This window comes from Rhizobium sp. TH2, from assembly GCF_024707525.1.
In the GTDB taxonomy this organism is placed as follows: Bacteria; Pseudomonadota; Alphaproteobacteria; order Rhizobiales; family Rhizobiaceae; genus Rhizobium_E.
Genome location: NZ_CP062231.1, coordinates 1,169,928 through 1,195,022, shown reverse-complemented (window position 1 = coordinate 1,195,022; position 25,095 = coordinate 1,169,928). Strand labels below are relative to the sequence as shown.

The following is a 25,095-nucleotide window of genomic DNA, read 5'->3' as shown; positions in this document are numbered from 1 at the left end:
ATCTACGCTCTTCCCACTCTTATAGTGGCCTGCGCCGCCGCGAGCTTGGCAATCGGCACGCGGAAGGGCGAACACGACACATAATCCAGCCCCGATTCCTCGCAGAAGGCGATCGAGCTTGGGTCACCGCCGTGTTCGCCGCAGATGCCGAGCTTGAGGCCGGGGCGTGTGCGGCGGCCGCGTTCGGCGGCGATCTTGATCAACTCGCCGACGCCGTCGAAATCGAGGTTGACGAAGGGGTCGCGCTCGATGATGCCCTTCTGGATATAGGTCGGCAGGAAGGCCGAGGCGTCGTCGCGCGACATGCCGAACGTGGTCTGGGTCAGGTCGTTGGTGCCGTACGAAAAGAATTCGGCGACCTCGGCGATGACATGGGCGCGAAGAGCGGCGCGCGGCAATTCGATCATCGTGCCGACGAGGTATTCGATCACCATGCCGGTTTCGGCCATAACGGCTGTGGCGACCTCGTCGATGCGGGCCTTGACGTAATCGAGTTCGGTCTTCAGGCCGACGACGGGCACCATGATCTCCGGTACAACAGCGGCACCCGTCTTGAGCGCGGCCTCGACGGCGGCCTCGAAGATGGCGCGGGCCTGCATCTCGACGATCTCGGGATGCGAGATATGCAGCCGGCAGCCGCGATGGCCGAGCATCGGGTTGAACTCGTGCAGCGCATCGATGCGCTCGCGGAAGGTGGTCGGGTCCATGCCGATGCGCCTGGCAACCTCGTCGATCTCGTCGTCGGCCTTCGGCAGGAATTCATGCAGCGGCGGGTCGAGCAGCCGGATGGTCACCGGCGTGCCGTGCATGATCTCAAAGAGCTCGACAAAGTCGGCCCGCTGCATCGGCAGCAGCTTGGCGAGCGCGGTGCGGCGATCCTCGACATTGTCCGCAACGATCATCTCGCGCATCACATCGATGCGGTCGCCCTCGAAGAACATGTGCTCGGTGCGGCAGAGCCCGATGCCTTCGGCGCCGAAGGAGCGGGCGGCGCGGGCATCGGACGGCGTCTCGGCATTGGTGCGCACCCGCATGCGGCGGATCTTGTCGGCCCAGCCCATGATGCGCTCGAAATCGCGGGAAAGTTCGGGCTGCAGCATGGGCTGCGCGCCCTTGAGCACATGACCCGACGAGCCGTCGATCGAGATGATATCGCCCTCGCTGAGCTTCATGCCCTTGGTGACGAGTTCGCGGTTGCGCATGTCGACCCGGAGCGCACCCGCGCCGCAGACACAAGGCAGGCCCATGCCGCGGGCAACCACCGCCGCATGGCTGGTCATGCCGCCGCGGGTGGTGAGAATACCTTGGGCGGCGTGCATGCCGTGGATGTCCTCAGGGCTGGTCTCGGTGCGGACGAGGATGACCTTGCGGCCTTCCTTCTTCGCCGCGATCGCGCCTTCCGAGGTGAAGACGATCTCCCCCGTCGCGGCACCCGGCGAGGCCGGCAGACCCTGGCCAATGATATCGCGGCGGGCATTCGGGTCGATGGTCGGATGCAGCAACTGGTCGAGGCTCGCCGGATCGATGCGATCGACAGCATCGAGCTCACTGATCAGCTTCTCCTCGACCATGTCGACGGCGATCCTGAGAGCCGCGCGCGCCGTGCGCTTGCCCGGACGGACCTGCAGCATCCAGAGCTTGCCGCGCTCGATTGTGAATTCGAGGTCGAGCATGTCCTTGTAGTGCGCTTCGAGACGGTTGCAGACGGCCATGAACTCGGCGAAGGCCTCCGGCATCAGCTTTTCGAGCGAGGGCTTGTCGGAGCCGGTCTCGATGCGGGCGGCTTCGGTGATGCTCTGCGGCGTGCGGATGCCGGCCACGACATCCTCGCCCTGCGCATTGACCAGAAACTCACCGTAGAGTTCGCGGACACCGGTCGAGGGATTGCGGGTGAAGGCGACGCCAGTGGCCGATGAATTGCCGAGATTGCCGAACACCATGGCCTGGATGCTGACGGCCGTGCCCCAATCCGACGGGATGTTGTGCATGGCACGGAAGGCTACGGCGCGCGAATTGCTCCAGCTCGAAAAGATCGCACCGATCGCGCCCCAGAGCTGCGCCATCGGATCTTCGGGAAAGCTCGCGCCCGCCTCTTCCGCAAGCATGTCCTTGTAGCGTACCACAAGCCCCTGCCATTCCTCGGCGGTCACATCCGGGTCGAGTTCTCGGCCGAGCCGGGCCTTCTCGTCTTCAAGGATCTCCTCGAACACATCCTGGCCGAGGCCCATCACCACGCCGCCATACATTTCAATGAAGCGACGATAGGAATCCCAGGCGAAGCGCGCATCGCCCGTGTCCTCGGCGAGTGCCGCGACCGTCTCGTCGTTGAGGCCGAGATTGAGCACCGTGTCCATCATCCCAGGCATGGACACCCGACTACCGGACCTGACCGATAGCAGAAGTGGCCGGGATTTGCCGCCGAACTTGCGGCCTGTCAAATCCTCGAGCTTGCCGAGAGCCTCGACCACGGCGCCCTTAAGGCCATCGGGGAAGGACTTGTTGTGCTGGAAGTAATGCGTGCAAGCCTCGGTGACGATGGTCAGGCCGGGCGGCACGGGCAGGCCGAGACTGCTCATCTCGGCAAGGTTCGCGCCCTTGCCGCCGAGCTTCTCGTAGAGGTCGGCGCGCCCTTCGGCCTTGCCACCCCCGAATGCATAGACCCATCTGGTCATTCCGGCCTCTCTCCCCGCACGGAATTATGACAACTTCGAGAAAGGCTTATCGTATTGCAGGGACTTTGAAAACAGACGCAGAGGGATAAAATGTTGCAACGCAGCGAAATGCACCATTTGGCTAGATGGAATGGTCAATGACCTCGACGCGGACGATCATGCCGGCATGGTTGAAAGTCACGATCTCCTCGCCGGCACGGATCAGCTTTTCGCCCGTCAGGCGATGGGTGGCGACAAGTTTCCAGACGGAACGGATCGCACGCTCTCCAACGGCTTCGATAATTGTGTCCTCGGAAACCTGATCCGGATAGAGGTCGAAATAGCTGCGGAAGCCGGCCATGATGGGTCCGCGACCTTCCACGACACCGCCGAGGCCGCCTGAATCATAGACGGCATTGTCGGCGAACATAGCCTCGATGGTGGCAAAATCGAGCGCGTTGATGGCGTCGTGATAGGCGATCAGCCGCGCCATGGCATCGAAATCGGGCATCAGAGCAATCCGTAGTTCTTCAAATCCGCGTCGAGTTTTTCCGGGCCGGTGTAGAGCACGGCATTCCAGCCATAGGCGTTGGCCGCATCGACATTGGCCGGGGCGTCGTCGATGAAGAAAGTTCTCGCCGGGTCGAGGTCGAACGCCTTCGTGTGCGCGTCGTAGATCGCGGGATCGGGTTTGATCAGCCGGACGCGGGCCGAGACTGTCACGCCACGCGGCTTCTTCAGGAACGGGAAGATCTGCGAAGCCTGGTCGAACGTGTCGTCGGCGAAGTTGGTGAGCAGCGTCACGTCGCGGCCTTCAGCGATGAGCCGCTCGAGATGATCGACACTGTGCTGGTAGGGATGCGGCACCATTTCGTGCCAATATTTGCGGAATCCGCGAATGTTGAGTTCCTGATCGGGAAACTTGGCGATCAGCAGCGCCTCGGCTTCTTCCCAGGTGCGGCCGCGATCCTGCTCGACATTCCAGTCATGGGTGCAGACATTTTCGAAGAACCATTTGCGCTCGGTCGCATCCGGAATGAGCCGAGAGAACGGGATATCGGGATCGTAGTGGATGAGGACTTTGCCGATGTCGAAAACAATGTGACGAATCTCTGCAGTCATGAATATTCTTTCGCTTCTATTTTTTGAACGCGTCGGGAATAGCGGCGCTGATTGCTTTTTTCATGACAGTTGGCAAGGCCTCGCCGTCAAGATTTGTGACGGGCTCCCACCAGCCGTTATCTTTGTCGCGGGTGCCAGTCAGATCGGCGCGATAGACCGAGAGCCTGAGTTCGAAATGGGTGAAGACGTGGACGACGGCGCCCCGTGGACGCCAGTCGGCGGCGAATGGGGCGTGATCTGTGCTCGTCCCGCCATCGCGGTTGGAGTTCCATTCCGTCGTCGGCACTTCGGTCATGCCGCCGAGCAGGCCGGACTCGATGCGTTTGCGCAGCAGCACCCTACCCTCGCCGTCCACCGCTACGAAAGCCGCGCCTTGTCTGACCGGCCTCGCCTTCTTCTCCGCCTTGACAGGATAGAATTCCGGATCGCTCTCGTGAAAGGCGCGACAATGGTCGCGCCAGGGACAGAGCGCACAGGCGGGGCGCCGTGGTGTGCAGATCGTGGCGCCGAGATCCATCATCGCCTGGGCGAAGTCGCCGGGCCGGCTTTTGGGCGTCAGCGTGGCGAGATGCGACCTCATAACTGGTTTTGCGGCCGGAAGCGCGTCCTCGACCATGAAGATGCGGGAAATGACGCGCTCGACATTGCCATCCATGACCGGTGCCGCTTCATCGAAAGCGATCGCCGCGATGGCGGCGGACGTGTAGTCGCCGATGCCGGGGAGCATCTTGAGCGCCTCCGCCGTTTCAGGGAACCTGCCGCCATGCTCGGCGACGACCGCTTCGGCACATTTCTTCAGGTTGCGCACCCGGGCATAATAGCCCAGCCCCGCCCAAGCCTTCATGACGTCCTCGGTGTCGGCGCTCGCGAGATCCTGAACCGTCGGCCACAGGCGCACGAACTTTTCGAAATAGGCCTTCACCGCCTGCACGGTGGTCTGCTGCAGCATGATCTCTGACAGCCAGACATGGTAGGGATCGGCGATCACGCCCGCCACCCGCATGTCGGGCGTCACCCGCCACGGCAATTCGCGGCGATGGCGGTCATACCAGGCGAGGAGATCGGCGGGCTTGGGCGGGGAAATCGTCATCCATTGCCGCATACGGGGAACACGGCTATGATTCAAGCATAACCGGGCAGCACATTTCGATGAATGACTTCAAACGCAAAGGCGCGATGCAGATCGCCGAGGCCGCCAACCGGCTGATGGATCCCGTCCTGCAGCGCAAGGCGGGCATCAACACGGCGCTGCTCGGCAGCTGGGACGAGATTGCCGGCGCGGATTTCGCCGATTGTTCGCGGCCGGAAAAAATCACCTGGCCACGCCGCAATTCCGAGATGTCGGGCGATACCGGCGGCATGGAGCCCGGCGTGCTGACCATTGCCTGCGAGGGTGCCCGCGCGCTGTTTCTCGCCCACGCCCAGGGCGAGCTGATCCAGCGGATCAACGGCTTCTTCGGCTTTCCGGCCATAAGACAGATACGCATCGTCCAGAAACCCGTCACACCTCATGCCCGCCTCCGCCCACGGCTGAGGGCACTCTCGGCCGGCGAGAAAAGCCATCTCGACGAACTGACATCCGGCATCGAGAGCGAACCGCTGAAAGCCGCCGTCGAACGGCTCGGCAAGGCGGTGTACGGGAGCAAGAAACGGTGAGAAGTCACTGTTTATCAAATGGACTTGATCGGCCATCCGGCAGTCACAATTCTTTGAACAGATCGCAATAGCAACAACTTGCGGGAGCCCGGCGCAAAGTATATCCCGGCTCTCAGCCCATCCGCCTGTCCCCAAGGAGACGACATGCATCTCACCCGCAAAGAATTCCTCAAGTTCCTGGCCGCCGGTACCGCCGCCGCGGCGTTCGCCTCCGTGCCGATGGCAACCGCATTCGCCCAGGAAGCGCCGGCGCCCGAGGGTTCGGTCGATGTCGCAACCCTGATGGCACCCGGTCCGCTGCCCGATGTCTCCATCGGCAAGGCGGATGCTCCCGTCACCATCGTCGAATATATGTCGATGACCTGCCCGCATTGCGCCGCCTTCCACAATGAGACCTTCGACGCGATCAAGGAAAAGTATGTCGATACCGGCAAGGTTCGTTTCGTGCTCCGCGAATTCCCGCTCGATGCGCGCGGCATGGCGGCGATCATGCTGGCCCGCTGTGCGCCCGAAGGACAGTATTTCCCCATGGTTTCCGCACTGTTCAAGAGCCAGGGCACCTGGGCCGTGGCACCCGACGGCCGCGCCGCATTGCTGCAAATGTCGAAACTTGCCGGTTTTACACAGGAGAGCTTCGAGGCCTGCTTGACGAACCAGAAGCTTCTGGATGATGTGACCAAGGTGCGGGAACAGGGATCGAAGGAATTCGGGGTCGATTCCACGCCCACATTCTTCATCAACGGGCAGCGTTATGCCGGGGGAATGAGCGTTGCAGAAATGTCGGCCATCATCGACGCCGCAGCAAAGTAATTCACCTACCATCATATCCATGGGCGGCAGCATTATGCTGTCGCCTTTTTGCGTTCTCATGAGCTGCCTCTCATGAAGTTCAACAAGCTCCGCCTCACCGGCTTCAAGTCCTTCGTCGAGCCATCGGAATTCCTGATCGAACCCGGCCTGACCGGCGTCGTCGGCCCCAACGGCTGCGGCAAGTCGAACCTGGTCGAGGCGCTGCGCTGGGTGATGGGCGAGAATTCCTACAAGAACATGCGCGCATCCGGCATGGATGACGTGATCTTCTCCGGCTCTGGCCAGCGCCCGGGGCGCAATTCCGCTGAAGTCGGCCTCTTCCTCGACAATTCCGACCGCACCGCGCCCGCCGCATTCAACGATGCCGATGAATTGCAGGTGACCCGCCGCATCGAGCGCGAACAGGGTTCCGTCTATCGCATCAACGGCAAGGAAGCCCGCGCGAGAGACGTGCAATTGCTGTTCGCCGATGCCTCTACCGGCGCGCGCTCGCCCGCCATGGTCGGCCAGGGACGGATCGGCGAGCTGATCCAGGCCAAGCCCCAGGCACGCCGGCAGTTGCTGGAAGAAGCGGCCGGCATTTCCGGCCTGCATTCGCGTCGGCACGAGGCGGAACTCAGGCTCAAGGCCGCCGAGACCAATCTCGAACGGCTGGAAGACGTCACCACCACGCTGTCGACCCAGATCGAAAGCCTCAAGCGCCAGGCGCGGCAGGCCAATCGCTACAAGCAGCTTTCCGCCTCGATCCGCGCCGAGGAAGCCAAGCTCCTCCACATCCGCTGGGCACAGGCGAAAAGCGCCGAGGGTGAGGCCGAAAGCGCGCTGAACCAGGCCACCAATCTCGTCGCCGAAAAGGCGCAGGCGCAAATGGAAGCAGCGAAGGATCAGGCCGTCCACGGCCTCAAGCTGCCGGAACTGCGCGAGGCCGAGGCACAGGCTGCCGCCGGATTGCAGCGCCTGACGATCGCGCGCGGCCAGCTTGAGGAAGACATGCGCCGGCTGGAGACCCGGCGGCAGGAACTCGAACGCCGGATCACCCAGCTCGCCGCCGATATCGAGCGCGAGCGGCAGATGATCTCGGGCAATGCCTCGATCGTCACCCGCCTCGACGAGGAGGAGCAGGAACTCCGCGAAGGCTTGGAGAATGCCGCCGAACGCGCCGCCGAACTGGCGGAGGCCTTGGCTGGCGCCACGGCCGAGGTGACCGAGGCCGAAGCCATCATGCAGGCGCTGACAGCCGAACGCGCCGAAGCCGCCGCCACCCGCCAGCAGCTCGAACGCTTCCTTGCCGACCTCGCGCAGCGCCGGCTCAGGCTCGAACGGCAGATCTCCGATGCTCGCGAGGAACTGACGGCGGTCGAAGCCAAGCTCTCCGCCCTGCCCGATCCCGCCGAGAAAGAGGCTGAGCTTGAGGCCGCCGAGCTCGCACACGACGATGGCGAGAAGGCGCAGGCGCATGCCGAGCGCGCGCTGAACGAGGCTCGTGTCGCGCAGCAGGAGGCGCGAAAACCGGTGGAAGATGCGCGTGGCAGGCTGCGCGCTGTCGAGACCGAGGCGGCGACGATCGAGCGGATGCTGACCGCCGGCGGCACTGGCGCACATACGCCGGTTTCCGAGCAGATATCCCCTGATCCGGGGCTGGAAGCCGCCCTCGGCGCGGTGCTGGGCGACGATCTCGACTCGGCGCTCGATCCGGCCGCGTCGGCCTTCTGGTCGATGCCAGGCAATGGCGAGAGCGATCCTGCCCTGCCCGCCGGTGCCACGCCGCTCATCGATCATGTCCGTGCGCCCGCCGAACTCCATCGCCGCCTGCGCCAGACCGGGCTTGTCGATGACGGCGATGGCGATGCGCTCCGTCTCAAGCTCTCACCGGGCCAGCGGCTGGCGTCGCGACAGGGCACCGTCTGGCGCTGGGACGGGCATGTCACCCGCGCCGGCGCGCCGAGTGCCGCGGCACTCCGTCTTCAGCAGAAGAACCGGCTGAAGGCGCTGGAATCCGAGGCCGAGGAAGCACGTATCCTGCTTGAGGACTGCGAAAGCCGGCTCGACGGCGCCACCGATCAGGTCCGCATCGGCGAGGAGCGGCTGAACTCCAACCGCGACAGGGTGCGCCTGCTCGCTCGCAAGCTGACCGAGGCCCGTGAGGCGGCACTACAGGCCGAGCGCGCCGCCGCCGATCTCATCCGCCGCAAGGACAGTGTGAGCCAGCAGATTGCGGGCTTCGACAGCCAGATGGAAGAACTCGGCATATCGGAGGAAGACGCGCGGATCACGCTGGCCGAGGCGCCTGATCTCTCGGGCCTCGAGCTGCGGCTGCGCGAACAGGGTATCCTCGTCGCCGAAAGACGCGCGGCGCTCACCGAAGCGCGCGCGCTGAACGACGCCGAAGCGCGCGAAAACGATGCCCGCCGCCGCCGGATTTCCGCCATCTCCGCCGAGCGACAGGTGTGGCGCGACCGCGAGGCGAGTGCCGCCCGCCAGATCGCCACGCTGACCGAGCGCGAGGAAGAGACCCGCATCGAACTCGAGGACCTCTTGGCAGCGCCCGAGGAATTCGAGGAAAAGCGCTTCAACCTGATGAATGCCATCGCCAAGGCCGAAGCCGCGCGCAAGGAAGCCGCCGACAAGCTGGCCGCCCAGGAAAACCAGCAGCGCGAGACCGATCGCATCGCCCGCGACGCGCTGGCGCTGCTCGCCGAAGCCCGCGAACGCCGTGGCCGCGCCGAGGAACGGCTGGTCTCGGCGCGCGACTGGCGCATCGCCCAGGAGACACGCATCCGCGAGACGCTCGATACCGAGCCGCATCTGGTGCTGCGCCTGACGGGGCTGGCGCCTGATGCCCCCCTGCCCGACACCCGCGCTATCGAGATCGAACTCGAACGGGTGAAGATGGAGCGCGAACGGCTCGGCGCCGTCAATCTGCGCGCCGAGGAAGAACAGGCCGAACTCACCAGCCAGCTCGACAATCTGGTGCGCGAGCGCGACGACATCATCGACGCCATCCGCAAGCTGCGCACCGCGATCCAGAATTTGAACCGCGAGGGCCGAGAGCGGCTGATGAACGCCTTCGACGTCGTCAATACCCAGTTCAAGCGGCTGTTCACCCACCTCTTCAACGGTGGCGAGGCCGAGCTGCAACTGATCGAAAGCGACGATCCGCTCGAAGCGGGCCTCGAAATCCTCGCCCGCCCGCCCGGCAAGAAACCGCAGACCATGACGCTGCTCTCCGGCGGCGAGCAGGCGCTGACCGCCATGGCGCTGATTTTCGCCGTGTTCCTGACCAATCCCGCGCCGATCTGCGTGCTCGACGAAGTCGACGCACCACTCGACGACCACAATGTCGAGCGCTACTGCAACCTGATGGACGAGATGGCGGCGACCACCGAAACCCGCTTCCTGATCATCACCCACAACCCCATCACCATGGCCCGCATGAACCGCCTCTACGGCGTCACCATGGCCGAACAGGGCGTCTCGACGCTGGTGAGCGTCGATCTGCAGACGGCGGAGCAGTTGCGCGAGGCGAGCTGAGGGATCCGCTCCCACCGACGGCATGCAACCAAATACAACCCCTGAAGTTTATCGTTGAAAACATCGCGTAATTGGTGTATGACCGGTGAAACTTTGGAGAATTGGCGCATGTCTCACACAATAAAAACTCTCGCGATATTCTTCCTGCTCTTTCTCGGTATCACGGTCATACAGGTGCAGGTCGCCCCGCCGGCACTGGCCGATTGCCCGAAAGCGCAGGCATGCCGGTAGAGGCGGCCGAGGTCCTCGCCAACGCGCCGGGCATCGATATTCCGCGGCTTCTGGTCGTCCTGTTGACGGCAGGCATCATATTTTTCCTGTCGATCGACCTCGTCAGGGCGAAGGGGAAGCCCTCGGTGGACTCACCGTCGAGCTTCTTCCCGCTCGACAAGGTCATATCGAAGGCCGCATTCTCGGTCGTCTACCTGTTCTTCTCCGGGACGATATCGGTTCTCTATGCAGCGGTTGCGCTGGATTCAGGCAACGTACTGAGCACCGTACGAAAGCTCCTCGGCGAGTATGTCAAGAAATCTGCGTCGCAGGACCTGAAACCGTCCGTCGAAGCCTTGTTTGCCGCCATTCCCTCGTGGTTCGAGCCGCTTTTCGTCTTCATGTCTTTCTGCTGCTGTTCGGCGATCGGGTGCAGACGTGGCTTCTATATCTACGGGATGCGATCATCCGCTCATCGGGAATATATTCCCTGATCGACACCGGAGCGCGTTCGACCGCGACCGCCCTGATGCAGGTATCCGGCAACAGCTATGACGCGGCCAGGGTAAAGCTCGAGGCAGTGAAAGGCGAGTGTCCGGTGCCGGAGGAGTATGTATCCAGGAAGGACGCCGGGCGCCTTTCTTATCAGATGCTCTGGGCTATCAGAGGCTCTATCCTCGATGACGGCTTTACCCAGGCGAACAATGACCTGAAGATCGCACTCGGACTTCCGGCTCCGCCGCATATCAGGACGCGCTTCACCCGGGTCGCCGCCTCGGCGGTCGTCTATATCATGCTGATGGCGCTCTTCATCTCCGTGTGCCCATTGGTCGGGGCCATAGTGGAAACGAGATACGGATTCTTTTGGTCCGACACGACTGGCTGCATTCGCCTTTCATTGAAATTCACCATGGCCTTCACGCTGCCGCTTCTGCTCGCGGTCAGCGTCTATCCGCTCCGACGGCGCGCCTATCACCATATCGAGACGCCGTTTCAATCGATCGCCACGGTGGCAGCGATGCAGTTTGCGATGTCCTTCATTCTGCATGAAATCTATAACGTTATCGAAGCATCCGTGTCGTTTTCGCTCAGCGATACAAGTAGCCTGCTTGACGCGAAGACCCACATTATCACTTTCCTGTATTCGCTAACCCCGATCCTTGCATTTCTTGCCATCCTCATCTCACGAAAATTGCAGCATCACCCCCTGATTGCTTACGCCTTCATCTGCGTTCTCTCGGGCGCCGCTTTCGCTTTGTGTGACTTTGTCTACGAGTTGCACAATCAGGTCATCGACTATTACTTCGTTCACCAGTTCGTCTTCGGGTTCTGGATTACGCTGGCCTTCATTATCTGTGGTCGCATAAGGCGCAACTGATCACTGCGGTCGGAGAGCGTGTTTTTCTGTTTTCCCTCTTGAACCTCTAGTTACTAGAGGTGCTACACGTCCTTCATCGATAGATCGAAAGGCCGGGAAATGTCGGAGAATCACGCCACAAAACTCAAGTACCGCATCGGCGGCATGGATTGCGCGAGTTGCGTCTCCAAGATCGAGACCGCCGTCAACCGGTTGCCCGGTGTCGAGGAGGCGGGCGTCTCGCTGGCGAGCGGCACGCTGACGGTTTTGCCGGGGCCCAATTTCGCGCGTGGCGCGGTGGAGCAGCAGGTCAAGGCGCTCGGATATTCGATTGCGCCAGCGGGCGGCAAAGCCCCGCCGAGCCAAGCCGGACACGATCACGAAGGCCGTGACCACGGCGATGACGGCGGGCACGAGCATTCGCATTTCGAATTCGGCGACGGGCCGTGGTGGAAGACCAGGAAGGCGGTGCTGACCGGCATCACGGGCGCCGCGCTTGTCGTCACCTATCTCGCGCATCTCGCCCTGCCCTCGGTGCCGAACTGGATCTTCGTGCCGGCGCTCCTGGTCGGGCTGGTGCCGATCGCGCGGCGCGCGCTTGCAGCAGCTATGGCCGGCACACCCTTCTCTATCGAAATGCTGATGACGATCGCCGCCGTCGGCGCGCTGTTCATCGGCGCGGTCGAAGAGGCGGTGATGGTCGTCTTCCTCTTCCTTGTCGGCGAGTTGCTGGAAGGCGTTGCAGCCAGCCGTGCGCGCGCCAGCATACGCGGCCTGACCGATCTCGTGCCGAGGAATGCACTGGTCGAGCAGAACGGCGCAACGCGCGAAGTGTCCGCCGAAGCCCTTCAACCGGGTGCGATAATCCTCGTTCGCCCCGGCGATCGTATCGCCGCAGATGGCGTCATCGTCGAGGGTTCGTCGGCAATCAATGAAGCCCCAGTCACCGGCGAGAGCGTGCCGAAATCCAAGGGGCCGGGCGACACCGTCTTCGCCGGCACGATCAATTCCGACACGGTGCTCAAGGTGCGCGTCACCGCTGCCGCAAGCGACAACACCATCGCGCGGGTCGTGCGGCTGGTCGAGGAAGCGCAGGAGAGCAAGGCGCCGACCGAGCGCTTCATCGACCGCTTCTCGCGCTACTATACGCCGGGCGTGCTGGTCGCGGGCGCACTGGTCGCTTTGGTTCCGCCGCTGTTCTTCGCCGGTTCGTGGGATGAATGGATCTACAAGGGCCTCGCCATCCTGCTGATCGGCTGCCCCTGCGCGCTGGTGATTTCGACGCCGGCGGCGATTGCGGCTGGCCTTTCGGCCGGCGCTCGGCGCGGTTTGCTGATCAAGGGCGGCGCGGTCATCGAGTCCTTCCGCCGGGTGACGCTGGTGGCGCTCGATAAAACGGGCACGCTGACCGAGGGCAAGCCTGTCGTCACCGACGTAGTCGGCCTCGGCCGGGCAGAGGACAAGATTCTGTCGTTGGCGGCGGCACTCGAAAGCGGCTCCAGCCACCCGCTGGCCGTCGCGATCCTCGCCAAAGCAAAAGAATTGAAGGCACCTATCCCGCCTGCCATGGCTGCCAAAGCGCTGCCCGGCAAGGGCGTCACGGGGTCGGTCGGCGGCGAGCCGGTGGCGCTGTTGTCGCCCAAGGCGGCGGACGAGGGACATGCCCTTGACGAAGCGACCAAGGCGCGGATCGACAGCCTTAATGCCGAGGGCCAGACCGTGTCCGTGCTTATCGCAGCCGGGGTACCGGTGGGCCTGATCGCCATTCGCGACGAGCCGCGCGCCGATGCCGAAGCCGGTCTTGCGGCACTCAAGGCGGCGGGCATTTCAACTGTCATGCTGACCGGCGACAACGAACGGACCGCGCGGGCGATCGGCGCCAAGCTCGGCATCGAGGTTCGCGCCGGCCTGTTGCCGGAGGACAAGCAGGCGATCGTGCGCGAGAAGCAGGCGGCCGGCGAGATCGTCGCCAAGGTCGGCGACGGCATCAACGATGCGCCGGCGCTGGCCGCAGCCGATATCGGCATCGCCATGGGCGGCGGCACCGATGTGGCGCTCGAAACCGCGGATGCAGCCGTGCTTCACGGCCGGGTCATGGATATCGCCAACATGGTGGCGCTGTCCAAGGCGACGATGGGCAATATATGGCAGAACATCACCGTCGCGCTCGGCCTCAAGGCGGTGTTCCTGGTGACAACCATCATCGGCGTGACTGGCCTCTGGCCCGCCATCCTGGCCGATACCGGCGCCACCGTGCTGGTGACCATGAACGCCATGCGGCTGCTGGCCTGGAAGGGGCGATAGCGGGCGTGGAATAGTACGGAAGCATCTGGACTCTAGCTTTCAGCCACAAGCTGGAGCATTCTGATCTTCCAATGGAATCAGTGTGCTGAGCTGAACACTGGCTAAAACAGGCCGCATGCGCATGCTCTCGGGTACATACGACACAACGCTCGTCACTCTTTCGATACTGATTGCAATCGCGGCGTCCTACACCGCGCTGGATCTGGCTGGCCGCATCAAGGCGGCCACTGGCCGCGTCGCATCGGCGAACTGGCTGGTCACCGCCGCTCTCGCCATGGGCGGCGGCATATGGGCCATGCATTTCGTTGCCATGCTGGCTTACAGCATGCCCGGCATGGACGTGTCCTACGATGTCAGCCTCACGGTCCTGTCGCTGGTTCTGGCGATCGTCGTCACCGGCATCGGCTTCTTCGTGGTCAGCCGGTCGGACGGCGGGTTGCTGGCGCTCGTATCGAGCGGCGCGTTGATGGGCGTCGGCATCGCGGGCATGCACTATACCGGCATGGCGGCGATGCGCATGCGCGCCATGCTGACTTACGACCCGCTCTGGGTCGCGATCTCGGTTTTCATCGCCATCGCCGCGGCAATCGCCGCCCTGTGGCTCGCCTTTGAACGCACGGGCCACAGTCAGAAGATACTTGCCGCGGTTTTCATGGGCTTTGCGGTGTCCGGCATGCACTATACGGGCATGCGGGCGGCCACCTACACGACCCATCACGCGAGGGACATGACCTCCGGCCCGACGAGTTTCGACCAGTTCAGCCTTGCGCTTGGCGTGGCGGTCACGACCTTCTTCATCCTCGGCCTGGCCCTCATCGCCTCGATCTTCGACCGGCGCTTTGCCGTGCTGGCCGAAGGCGAATCCGAGGCGTTGCGCCGAAGCGAGGAGCGCTTCCGCAGCCTCTACCGCAAGACGCCGATGCCGCTGTTCTCGATGACCGAGACCGGCAAGATGACCGAGGTGTCGGATGATTGCCTCAATCTTCTTGGCGTCGAGCGGGCCGCGATGATCGGCCAGCCGCTCGATCGGTTCATGCCGGACGACGCGGCGGCGCATTGGCGCGAGGGCTTCCGGGCCATGCTGATCAAGGATGGTTTCGTCGAGGGCGAATTCCAGGTTCTCGGCGCCAACGGCCGGACGATCGACGTCTATGCCTCGGCGCGGCTTGAAGTCCCTGACGGAGGCGGGGTCGCGGTCCTGGGCGGGCTGGTCGATGTGACGAAAAGGAAGAATGCCGAGGCGGCCTTGCGCCAGGCGCAGAAGATGGAGGCCGTGGGCCAGCTGACCGGCGGCATCGCACACGACTTCAACAACCTGCTCGCCGTGATCATGGGCAATCTCGAACTGCTGAAAAAGCGCGTCGGGGATGATCCGAAGCTCCAGCGTCTCGTCGAGACGGCTTTCGAGGCCGGGCGGCGCGGCGCGAACCTCACCCAGAGAATGCTGTCATTCGCACGACAGCAGCATCTCAGCCCCGCAAGCGTCGATGTCGGCGAACTCGTAACCGACATGAACGATCTGCTGCAGAGATCGCTCGGTCCGCAGTTCAGGATCGAGACCAGTTTTCCCGACCAGCCCGTGCTGGCGCATGCCGATGCGCATCAGCTGGAAATGGCGCTTCTCAACCTGGTGGTCAATGCGCGCGACGCGCTTGGCGAAAGCGGCACGATAGAGATCGACGCCTCGCTGCGCACAATCGCCAATGGCGACCGTCGTCCGCTCGAGCCCGGCGACTATGCCGTCCTGTCGGTGATCGATTTCGGCGCGGGCATGGACAAGGTGACGCTCGCCCGCGCGCATGAGCCCTTCTTCACCACCAAAGGCGTCGCCAAGGGCACGGGCCTCGGACTTTCCATGGTGCATGGATTTGCCCAGCAATCCGGCGGATGGCTTGATATCCAAAGCAGTCCGGGAAGCGGCACGACGGTCGAGATATGGCTGCCGGCAGCACAGGTATCTCGACCCCTCTCCGCGCGAATCGGGAGCGGCGAGGACCGCCCGAACCAGAAGCTCCGCGTGCTCTGCGTCGATGACGACGCGCTGGTGCTGATGAGCACGGTGGAACTGTTGGAGGAACTCGGCCACCGGCCGGTTTCCGCGCATAGCGGCCAGGCCGCCCTTTCCGTGCTTGAGAACGAACCGGAGCCCTTCGACCTGCTCCTGACCGACCAGTCCATGCCCGGAATGTCCGGCCTGCAACTGGCCGAGATCGTGCGGGCATCGCATCCCACGATCCCGATTGTCGTCGCCACCGGCTATTCCGAGCTTTCGGAACATTCGAAGCTGAAGCTGCCTATCCTTCGCAAGCCCTTTACGCAGACGGATCTCGAAGGCGCGATAAGCCAGGTAACGTCCGCCCGCGCCAGCCAAGCGGGTTAATCGTCCAGCAGGCCGAGCTTCGCAATGGCATCGCGCACATGCGCCGGAGACATGATCGTGCTCAGCGCACAGGTGGGCGCCTCCTCCCGTCCGACCCTGATCGAGTGGCCGCCACGGGCGTTGACCACGGCAAACATCGATTCATCCGTCAGGTCGTCACCCATGGCCAGCGGCAGCCGGTCAAGAAACGGCGGCTCGCGGAGGAAGCGCTCCACGGCGTCGCCCTTGCTGGCGCGCGAGGGGCGGATTTCATAGACCATCTTGCCGAGCTGCAGCGCCCAGCCTGGGCCGGCCGCCTTGGCGAAGGCCGACATCTTTTCACCCAGAACCTCCTCGAATTGCGGCGCCAGCCTGTAGTGCGCAGCCACTGCCCCGCCCTTGTCCTCGATCAGGACGCCGGGCATGCGTGATGTGTCGAGCACGAGAATTTCCTTCAGCCGTTCGAATTCCGGTGGAATCTCGGCAAAGATCCGACTGCCGTCGGGGCCGCGCATCTCCGCACCATGCAGGCCGGCGATGGGAAAGACGAAGGGCTTGAACAGCGCATCGGCATAAATCAGCGCCCGGCCGGTGACCAGCGCCACCGCACCGCCAAGCCGTTTGGAAAGGCGGTCGATATCGGTTGCCAAGCCCTCGGGTACCACGATGCTGTCCGGCGTCGGCGCCAGATCGAGCAGACAGCCGTCGATATCGAGGAACACGGCCCAGCCCTCGGGCTCGTTGCGGATTTGGTTCAGTGCCTCGCTGGTCGAGAAGATTTCGTGACGCGGTGCGGGGTGATGGACTGTCCGGGCCTGTTCCGCCATGGCATGCTCCTTGCTCTCATCATAGCTGTAGCCGTGCATTGGTTCCGAACGTCATGAGGGCCAAATCGTTCCTCATCGATTGCCGCGCGGGAACTCGCCCTCAACCATCCGCGTTGGTGAAATGCTGGATTGCAGCGGGCAAGGAGATGCGAATGGCGCGGGGCAAGCTCAAGAAAAAGACAATCGAAGGCGCGCCGCTGATCCACGGCGCGGAAGACCTGCCATCCGTCATTGTCGATGACTATAACAACGAGTTGAAGGACAAGGACGGCTTCATCGGCGACAAAGCCAGCAAATCGGCATTCCAGGGCAAGCTCGACGAGGCCCGCAAGGCGATCCGCAAGGGCGGCGACGATCCCTTGGGAGAGAAACCAACCCGCGAACTCTCCAAGAAGGATATCGACGCGCTGATGCAGGGCGACGACAAGGAAGCGGCAGCAGTCATCATGGGCGCGATCGACGAGTTCGCGGGCGAACTTGCGACTGTGCTGACGAAATACCTCAAGCAGGACGCCTGGAAGAACACCGGTCGCGTGGCGATCGGCGGCGGCTTCAAGCACAGCGTCGTCGGCGAAATGGCGATCGCGCGCGCCGGCGTGCTCGTGAAGTCCGCAGGCCATGCGATCGATCTCGTGCCGATCCAGCATCACCCTGACGATGCCGGACTGATCGGTGCCGCACACCTGATGCCCGCCTGGATGCTGAAGGGCAACCAGGCGATCCTCGCCGTCGATATCGGCGGCACCAATATGCGCGCCGGCGTGATCGAACTCAAACTGGACGACCACCCCGACCTATCCCGTGCCAAGGTGTGGAAATCCACGCTCTGGCGGCATGCCGACGATGCGCCCGCGCGCAGTGCCGCGATCGAACGGCTGGTGGAGATGCTCGAGACGCTGATCGCCAAGGCCGTGAAATCCAAGCTGGCACTGGCGCCGGTGATCGGCATCGCCTGCCCCGGCATCATCAATGCCGACGGCGCGATCGATCGCGGCGGCCAGAACCTGCCCGGCGGCAATTGGGAAAGCGAGCATTTCAACCTGCCGCAGGCACTCGCCAAGGCCATCCCCGAAATCTCCGGCCAGCCCACCTTCGTCGTCATGCACAACGACGCCGTCATTCAGGGCCTGTCGCAAATCCCCTTCATGCAGGATGTGGAGGGTTGGGGCGTGCTGACGATCGGCACTGGGCTGGGGAATGCGCACTTTACCAACAAGGGTGAGGCGGGGGATGCGGGGAAGGCCGAGAAGGGGAAGGATGGGAAGAAGGCGGCTTGAGGCATATCCCGAGAAATAGTCTCTAGACACATCGGATCGCCAACACTCTCAGGTTGACATTGAAAGTGCCGTATCGCTATCTCCTACCTAGAGTACAAGGCTGGGTGGAAAATGGGATTAGCAGTTTCTGAAGATGTCAAGCTTCTCGATAACTTGGTGACATGGCCGGCATCGATTGCCACAGCTGATGGTGGCTGGATTGTCTCGGGGGTGCAAGCTGACGGGGCACTCGTCACAGCCCGCTACGATACCGACGGGTCACTTATCGGCAGCAAGATCGTCGTTACCCACGATGCAGCCGGCGTAAACACGCTAATGCTGACCCCTGACGGCGGCTGGCTGCAGCACTATCAGTCGCAGCAGACCGTCGACGGTACAACCGTCTACTATGAGAACGTGGTCAGATTTGATGCAGATGGCCAACTTGTGGCGGAGCATCACATGCAATCCTCGTATTTCTCTGGCATTGTTTCGCTGGCAACCGGAAATCATGTAATCTTCTCGGGCTCCACCGCTGGTGTCACGGCAGCAATCTTCGACGCGGTCGGAAACGAGGTATCAAGTACCCTGTTTGCGACTTCGCTACTCGCCAACGGCTCCAACGTGATCACCTACGATAGCGGTGCGTGGTCCTTGTTTCTGGCTGGCGAGGGCGAGTTCGGGACCTATCAACTTTACGGAGCCGATGGCGAACTTCTTCAATCGGTTGCGAATATCGAGAGTGGCCGGGTGACTTTCGACGGGGATGGCAGCTATCAGCGCCTCTACAATTTAAATGACGCCGACGCGCACACTCTGACCAAGGTCGTGGAGCGATATGATGCAAATGGGTCATTGCTGGAAACTATCACGGGATCGCCAATCAACTATTCACAGTCCTACATGGGCGACACGACCCACGAACTGAGCAATGGCAATACAGTCGTGGTGTGGACGGACCACGGCTACGACTACCACGGCCACCTCTTTGTGCGGGTGGTCGGGGCGGACGGTGGCCTAATCACCCCGGACCTTGAACTCACGAAGATCAATCCTTATTGGGGCGAATCAAGAATAACAGAACTGGCCGGCGGTGGATGGGTAGTCGAGTACCAGTTTCAACCATCAGGGCAATACACGCTCTTTCAGGTGTTCAACGCCGACGGAACTCCTCATGGCGAGCCATTGCCTATCCTTGGGAACAGCGTGTTTCCTACCGATGACGGCGGCTGGACGACCCAGTTTGTCATGGCTGAACCGGACGGCACTTATTCATTACATACACGTGACTTTTTACCGAACGATATCAACAATGCGCCGCTCGCCGTCTCCAAGGACGTTTGGGGGACCGAAGATACGGCCAATACGTTTTTCCGGCAAAGTTTCGCTCATTATGAACCCGATGGGGATGAGATAACGCATATCGTAATCGAGGAACTGCCCGCACTAGGCACTCTCCGATATGATGGCGCCAAAGTCACCAAAGGTCAGATCATCGACCTCAATGAGATCGATAAACTCACCTGGATGCCACCCTCCGACGCGCATGGCAGCTTTCCGGGCGTGTTGAAATTTAACGTGATCGACGAACACGGGGAGAAAAGCAAGAAAGCAGCGGAGATCAAGTTCACCGTCTTCGGCACCGATGACGCGCCCACTGGCGACGACCTCACGCTCACCATCCGCGAGGATGAGCGAGTCCACCTCACGCGCAACATGCTTCCCGTCTTCGACATCGACGGGGAGATTCTGACGGGCCTGGATATCACTCCTATAGTTAATGGAGGAACGTTTACCCAGGGCGGTTCAGAGGTCTTGGGGCACACGGTGATCAACTGGGAGGGCATTGATGCGATGTATTTTCAGGCGGTCGCTAACGAATCTGGCGACAATTATGCAAAGTTCGCTGTCAAATACATCACTGCCGGTAATAGCACGTCAGAAGAACACATGCTTACCATCAATGTTCTGTCCGCGAACGATGCACCCATATCACAGAATGAGAAACAATATTTCAATCGGGGCGACCGGGTTTATTTGAACGAAGCTCCCCAGATTTCCGACGTCGAAGGTCATGACCTGAAGTCGATCGTTATTACGAGCTTACCGGAAACCGGCAGATTGAAACTGGGCGATGTGTTGCTCAATGTCGGCGACGAAATACTGGCGGACGACATTGATCAAGTGAATTATAGTGCCGGCAACAAGTCGTCATCAAGACTAAAGGCCTTCTTCGAGTTCCATGTCCGTGACAGCGGCGGAGTGGAGAATGGCGGCGATGATCTTAGCGACAAGACCTACAGGGTCGCATTCGATCTGGAAAAGAAAGATGTGCTCTCCGGCACGATGTCGGACGATATCCTGACAGGCTCCAGGAGGGCGGACATAGTTCAAGGCGGTGCGGGCGGCGACGTCATTTTCGGGGGTAGAGGCGAAGACGAAATCTACGGCGGCAGTGGCGGTGACGTCTTCGTTCTCCGACCCCACGGCGGAGTTGACACCATTTACGATTTCTCAATGAGCGAGGATCGCATCGATCTAAGAAGGACACGTATCGATGACTTCGAAGAATTGAAGGAGTACATCGGATGGAATACCGAAACCATAGCTTTCGTTGGCTTTCGTTCGGAGACGAAGCCTTATGGCTACGATGGGTTCAACCTTCGGGACGTAAACTACGAAGAATTGAATGAGACCCATTTCATATTCGGTTAGTACAGCGCTGTTGCCTCCAATATCGGCATGCCGCAAACGCAATTTAACCTGCGCTGACAAGCGCCCGGAGGGCGGAACCTCACCTCCGGGCGTTTCCGTTCGCGGCCGCTATTCGGCGGGCGCGCGGGCGGGTCCGGTCTTCGCGGCCACGCTTGGGTCGGGCATGAACAGGATGACCGCGAAGAGCAGGATGGCGGCGGCTGTGATCAGCGAGCCGATGGCGACGACGGGTTCGAGCGCCGCGTTGCCGCGCAGCATGAGGAAAAGCGCGGGCAGCATGATGATCAGGCCGATCGTGTAGGCGCCGTATTGCAGCCAGGCGAGACGGCGTTCGGCCTTGGCCGGGTTGAAGGCGTAATAGATGCCGAAGATCGCCGATGAGACCCAGCCAAGCAGGTTGACATGGGCGTGCGCCGCCATGGCGCTGTGATCATGGGTGATCGCCATCTGCAGCCCCATGGTGATGCCGGCGAGCAGAAAGAGAATGGCGGTTTGAAAATAGACGCGTGAGAGAGTGGGCAATTTGCTTATCCTTGTTGAAGCACGTTAATCGTGCCTGGGTATGGGGGCCGCGATGCGCGTGCGGCCCCGCTTCCGATCACGCAGCGGGCTTCATCGTGCCAGCGAGGGACTGCTCGCTGCGGAAGATGCGCTGCGGATCGTATTTGTCCTGGAGCGCCTTGATGCGCGTCCAGGCTTCCGGCGAATAACTCATTTCCAGCCGGTTCGGCTGATCGAGATCCGCCTCGCCGACATAGGCGCCGATAACAGATGGCGCGAGCTTGCGTGCGATGGATCGCACCCAGCTCATATTCGCCTCGTCCTCCGCCTGATCCTGCCAGATGGCATAGACGGCGGTGAAAGCGCGGCCCGCCATGGAGAAGGCCGCATCGGGCATCGGCGTCTCCAAAACCTTCTGCGGCAGCACCACGCCGAGGGCGAAACTCTGCGGCGACGGGGCCTTGGCCGTCTCGACTGCAAGCTGGCTGAGGAAATCCAGCGCCTGCGGACCACCCCAATTCGTATCCACCGCATAGCGATGGCCGACGGGGAAGAACTGGTCGATGATCGCATAGAGCGTCTCGAACGGCGTCGGCAGGTTCTGCTGGATGTCGAGCGCGCCGGACGGTGCAAGCGACGCGATCAGCGACAGGGTGGCCAGCGCTTCCTCGTCGGTATCGGCGAAGACGGTGGCAATGCCTGTTGCGACCTTGTCGGCGAGATGCGCGAGCGGCGGCGGCGCACTCGATTGCATCATGGTGAACTCGACATTAGCAGGCACGACCCGCATCGTGTGGTTCATCCAGCGCTCGACACGGGCCGCATCCGATATCGGATAGGTGAACACGCTCGACGTGATGGCGCGCGGCAGCGGCTGCAGTTTCAACCGATAGCCGGTAACGACGCCGAAGAATTCCGGACCAGCGCCGCGGGCGGCCCAGTAGATCTCCTCGTTCTCGGTGGCGCTGGCGCGGTAGAGACTGCCGTCGGCGAGCACGACGTCGACGCTCTCGACGCTGAAGCAGGCGACGCCCCATTGCCCTGAATTCCAGCCGAAACCGCCGCCGAGCAGGTAGCCGCTCAGCGACACCGACGCGCAATGGCCGAACGGGAAGCCGAGGCCATAATCGGCGCAAATGCGTGCCGCATCGCCGTTCTTGACGGTCGGGCCGACATCGGCGATCCGGGCGATCGGATCGACATGGATGTGATTGATCTCGCTCAGGTCGAGTACCACGCCCTCCTGCACCGCGATGCCGGAGAACTGGTGGCCGCTGCCGCGCACGGAGAGCCGCATGCCCGATGCCGTGGCATAGCGGACGGCATATTGCACGTCGGCGACATTGGCCGCCTTGACGATGACCTTGGGGTAACGCTGTGGCTTGCGGCCGTTCCAGATCAGCGCCAGGCGGGCAGCGCCGTAGCCGGGTTCGTCGGGGGTGATGACACTACCCTCGACCATTTTACTCAGAGTCTCGATGTTCATTTCAAACCTCTTGAAGCCATATGGATTGATCGGGTCGGCCGCGAATGGCGGTTCGCAGGTCCGGCCTCTATGGCTACAAGAAATACTAGGGAAGCCGCGTTCGCGCTCGCTAAGACTTCCCTCACCAATACTCAAAGATTGCTAAACAGCATTTCGGGAGTTGCTCTTTGTTGTTTTTTGCTGGCATGTAGTTCATTTAATTCAGTCGCTCGTTTTACTTAAATGCGTACGAAACGAAGCAGGGCCAGCCCCGCGCGAGGCGGAACCAGCCGATGACAGACTTGCCGGAAATGTATTGATCTAGCCGGCGGCCCGGCGGCGCATGTCGTCCGAGATTTCCTCGAGCGCGAGCGCACGATCCGCAATAAGGCAGAAGCGGCCTCGACCGATCTTCTCGATGCGGATCTCGGTGCTTTTTTCGGCCAGGCGCCGGTAGAGCAGGACGAGCCGCGCCTCGAGGTTTTCGGCGAAAGCCGGCAGCCTGAGAACCGGATCGAGCCTGAGCTCGCGGTTGGTGAATTCGCACCTGTTTTCGTAGACGTATTCGCGCACGAGCTTCCAGAACACGGCGCCGGCGACTCCCTTGATGAGATAGTCGCCGTCGATGAAGACGCTGTTGTCGGCCGGGTAGTAGCGCACGGTGAGGTTTTCCCGGGTTGCCGCTGCAGTCACCGGAGCGGTTATGAGCGCCGCCGGACCTTCGTACATTTCGAGCAGCGCGAAGGTCGTGCCGAAATTGTCCGCGACGATGGCGAGCGCATCCTGGTCGTCATAGCCGAAGCAGAGCGCATCCTGGCTCTCGGCGAACAGCACGCCGATGGTGCGGCCGCAGCGGATGATCGGCACCGCGATCTGGCTCTCGGGTTCGCTGAGGCCCGGAAACGGAATCTCCGTGGCCGCGGTCCAATCGAAACCCGACGACTGCGCACGATCGCGGATCGCCGCGCCGTAGGAATAATCCGCGCTCATGTGGTTGATGCGGACCGGCACGCCCTCGCGCGCCGCAGCGCCGATCACACCATCGCCGAGCGGCACTTCGGAGCCGATGCCCGATAGGGGATAGCCGCGCGAGGCGACCGTGTAGAGCTGCTGGCTCGCCTCATCGATCATCAACACGATCGCGTGCTCGATGCCGAGATGCTGCTGGAGGCAGGCGAGCGTGCGCTCGCAGAGTTCGTCGAGATCGCGGCAGTTCGCCAGTTCCGCGCATGTGAGGCGGGTGGCGGCGAGCAGGTTGCGCTCGGGGGCCGGCACCGGCCGTTTCCTTTCCGAAATCGTCTCGATTGCGCGCACGCGGTAGAGATCGGAGCCGAGCAGGCGGAAGATGCCGTGCATGCCGGTATGCGAGGCGATGCCGGCCAGTTTCGCCTTCATGCTTTCGAAAATCGGGCCGCTGGTCTGGGTCTCTTCGTAGTCCAGCAGCATCCGGTACTGCGCCATCGAAACGGGATCGAAGACGACAATCGATGCGGTCCTCGTCGCCAGCACGTTGCGCCGGGTCTTGTTGAAGAACTGATAGGAGAGCGCGATCCGGAACGGGTCCACATAGTGAATCTGCGAGACCATCGAAACGTTCGGTACGCCATCGATGTCAGATGTCGCCATGATGCAGGGCACGACGCCCTCGAAACAGTCCCTGATCGCATCGAGCCCCAATTTGTTCATGATCCAAGCTGGCTCCCCGCCCCCGGTCCCGGCGTCTGCACGAAGGCATCGCTCGGCAGGTATTCGATCACGACGAGTTCCTCATCGGCATACATGCAATAGTGTTCGACAAGGCGATGGGTGTAGGACAAGTCCACCAGTTCATCGCCGAAGTGCCTGACCTGCCGGGCGACTTCGGGCAGATCTGCGGGTTCGACGGCGCGCTTTCGCGTCGCCTTCGCCTTCATCTGGATCGAACGATGCGTGCGCGGTTCGGTGAAGGTGGCGGCAATCCCGGAGCCAGCTTCGAGCGCGGCAAGCAGGGGCGTGTTGATGCATTCGCGCAGATAGATCCGCACCCTGCCCTCGGTCGAGATGATTGCGGAAAGCCCCTTTCCCGCGACCGGCAGCCCGTCCGAGGCCGTGGCGGCCAATACGATGCTGACGCCGCTCTGGCAGAATGCGACGAGATCGGAGGTCAGCACGCCGGCAATAACGGGGCCAGCCCAGTTGCGACGGGCTTCGAGATCCTGATCAGGCGTAAAAGGCTGTGCGGCGCGCGGCATTTTTCGATGAACCCCGGATGTCTTGGTGGTTTGACACGAACCGGGGTTCTGCGCGGGTGATCCCAATCCGTCCCGGCATCCGCCCCGATCGATAAAGCAA

At 62.2% G+C, this 25,095-nt stretch carries 18 protein-coding genes; 9 read left to right on the top strand and 9 right to left on the bottom strand.

The window, feature by feature from the left end:
- Nucleotides 1-2: 2 nt before the first annotated feature.
- From ppdK to mutY, 4 genes are all read right to left on the bottom strand, one after another.
- Nucleotides 3-2,672, bottom strand: a complete 2,670-nt coding sequence (ppdK, locus tag IHQ71_RS06040; RefSeq protein WP_258161049.1) for a pyruvate, phosphate dikinase — start codon at nucleotides 2,670-2,672, stop codon at nucleotides 3-5.
- 121 nt (nucleotides 2,673-2,793) lie between these two features.
- Nucleotides 2,794-3,162, bottom strand: a complete 369-nt coding sequence (locus IHQ71_RS06035; RefSeq protein ID WP_258161048.1) for a nuclear transport factor 2 family protein — start codon at nucleotides 3,160-3,162, stop codon at nucleotides 2,794-2,796.
- On the bottom strand, nucleotides 3,162-3,773 hold the full coding sequence (locus IHQ71_RS06030) for an HAD family phosphatase (RefSeq protein ID WP_258161047.1): 612 nt from the start codon (nucleotides 3,771-3,773) through the stop codon (nucleotides 3,162-3,164). Before IHQ71_RS06030 ends, IHQ71_RS06035 begins: the two co-directional genes overlap by 1 nt.
- A gap of 16 nt (nucleotides 3,774-3,789) precedes the next feature.
- Complete coding sequence (mutY, locus tag IHQ71_RS06025) at nucleotides 3,790-4,863, bottom strand: A/G-specific adenine glycosylase (RefSeq protein WP_258161046.1); 1,074 nt, start codon at nucleotides 4,861-4,863, stop codon at nucleotides 3,790-3,792.
- A 59-nt stretch (nucleotides 4,864-4,922) separates the two neighbouring features.
- On the opposite strand from mutY, the gene IHQ71_RS06020 reads away from it, so the two are divergent.
- The 7 genes from IHQ71_RS06020 (at nucleotide 4,923) to IHQ71_RS05990 (ending at nucleotide 16,021) form a co-directional block, all read left to right on the top strand.
- Nucleotides 4,923-5,429, top strand: coding sequence for a DUF721 domain-containing protein (locus IHQ71_RS06020; RefSeq protein ID WP_258161045.1), 507 nt, complete (start codon nucleotides 4,923-4,925; stop codon nucleotides 5,427-5,429).
- Between the two features lie 144 nt (nucleotides 5,430-5,573).
- Nucleotides 5,574-6,239, top strand: coding sequence for a DsbA family protein (locus tag IHQ71_RS06015; RefSeq protein WP_258161044.1), 666 nt, complete (start codon nucleotides 5,574-5,576; stop codon nucleotides 6,237-6,239).
- Between the two features lie 72 nt (nucleotides 6,240-6,311).
- On the top strand, nucleotides 6,312-9,770 hold the full coding sequence (locus tag IHQ71_RS06010; protein ID WP_258161043.1) for a chromosome segregation SMC family protein: 3,459 nt from the start codon (nucleotides 6,312-6,314) through the stop codon (nucleotides 9,768-9,770).
- Nucleotides 9,771-9,991: 221 nt separating this feature from the next.
- The gene (locus tag IHQ71_RS06005; protein WP_258161042.1) at nucleotides 9,992-10,474 is read left to right on the top strand and encodes a hypothetical protein; all 483 of its coding nucleotides are present in this window, start codon (nucleotides 9,992-9,994) and stop codon (nucleotides 10,472-10,474) included.
- Nucleotides 10,411-11,358 (top strand): hypothetical protein, encoded by a 948-nt coding sequence (locus IHQ71_RS06000; protein WP_258161041.1) that lies wholly within the window; start codon nucleotides 10,411-10,413, stop codon nucleotides 11,356-11,358. The genes IHQ71_RS06005 and IHQ71_RS06000 overlap by 64 nt, the downstream gene beginning before the upstream one ends.
- A gap of 99 nt (nucleotides 11,359-11,457) precedes the next feature.
- Nucleotides 11,458-13,641: a heavy metal translocating P-type ATPase gene (locus tag IHQ71_RS05995; RefSeq protein WP_258161040.1), complete on the top strand. Its 2,184-nt coding sequence runs from the start codon at nucleotides 11,458-11,460 to the stop codon at nucleotides 13,639-13,641.
- A 121-nt stretch (nucleotides 13,642-13,762) separates the two neighbouring features.
- Nucleotides 13,763-16,021 (top strand): MHYT domain-containing protein, encoded by a 2,259-nt coding sequence (locus IHQ71_RS05990; protein ID WP_258161039.1) that lies wholly within the window; start codon nucleotides 13,763-13,765, stop codon nucleotides 16,019-16,021.
- On the opposite strand, the gene otsB is transcribed toward IHQ71_RS05990, so the two are convergent.
- Nucleotides 16,018-16,827: a trehalose-phosphatase gene (otsB, locus tag IHQ71_RS05985; protein WP_258161038.1), complete on the bottom strand. Its 810-nt coding sequence runs from the start codon at nucleotides 16,825-16,827 to the stop codon at nucleotides 16,018-16,020. The two genes, IHQ71_RS05990 and otsB, sit on opposite strands and share 4 nt — an antisense overlap.
- Before the next feature lie 152 nt (nucleotides 16,828-16,979).
- Here otsB and IHQ71_RS05980 point away from each other — a divergent pair, with 152 nt between their 5' ends.
- Nucleotides 16,980-18,104 (top strand): ROK family protein, encoded by a 1,125-nt coding sequence (locus IHQ71_RS05980; RefSeq protein WP_258161037.1) that lies wholly within the window; start codon nucleotides 16,980-16,982, stop codon nucleotides 18,102-18,104.
- 111 nt (nucleotides 18,105-18,215) lie between these two features.
- Complete coding sequence (locus tag IHQ71_RS05975) at nucleotides 18,216-20,798, top strand: hypothetical protein (protein ID WP_258161036.1); 2,583 nt, start codon at nucleotides 18,216-18,218, stop codon at nucleotides 20,796-20,798.
- Nucleotides 20,799-20,906: 108 nt separating this feature from the next.
- Here the strand turns inward: IHQ71_RS05975 and IHQ71_RS05970 are convergent, their stop codons facing one another.
- The 4 genes from IHQ71_RS05970 to IHQ71_RS05955 all read right to left on the bottom strand — a co-directional run bounded on the left by IHQ71_RS05970 (nucleotide 20,907) and on the right by IHQ71_RS05955 (nucleotide 24,995).
- Nucleotides 20,907-21,320: a hypothetical protein gene (locus tag IHQ71_RS05970; RefSeq protein WP_258161035.1), complete on the bottom strand. Its 414-nt coding sequence runs from the start codon at nucleotides 21,318-21,320 to the stop codon at nucleotides 20,907-20,909.
- Between the two features lie 76 nt (nucleotides 21,321-21,396).
- Nucleotides 21,397-22,785: an FAD-binding oxidoreductase gene (locus IHQ71_RS05965; protein WP_258161034.1), complete on the bottom strand. Its 1,389-nt coding sequence runs from the start codon at nucleotides 22,783-22,785 to the stop codon at nucleotides 21,397-21,399.
- Nucleotides 22,786-23,085: 300 nt separating this feature from the next.
- On the bottom strand, nucleotides 23,086-24,450 hold the full coding sequence (locus IHQ71_RS05960) for a GAF domain-containing protein (protein ID WP_258161033.1): 1,365 nt from the start codon (nucleotides 24,448-24,450) through the stop codon (nucleotides 23,086-23,088).
- Entirely contained in the window at nucleotides 24,447-24,995 is a 549-nt protein-coding gene (locus tag IHQ71_RS05955) for a hypothetical protein (RefSeq protein WP_258161032.1), read from the bottom strand. The genes IHQ71_RS05960 and IHQ71_RS05955 overlap by 4 nt, the downstream gene beginning before the upstream one ends.
- Between the last annotated feature and the right edge of the window lie 100 nt (nucleotides 24,996-25,095).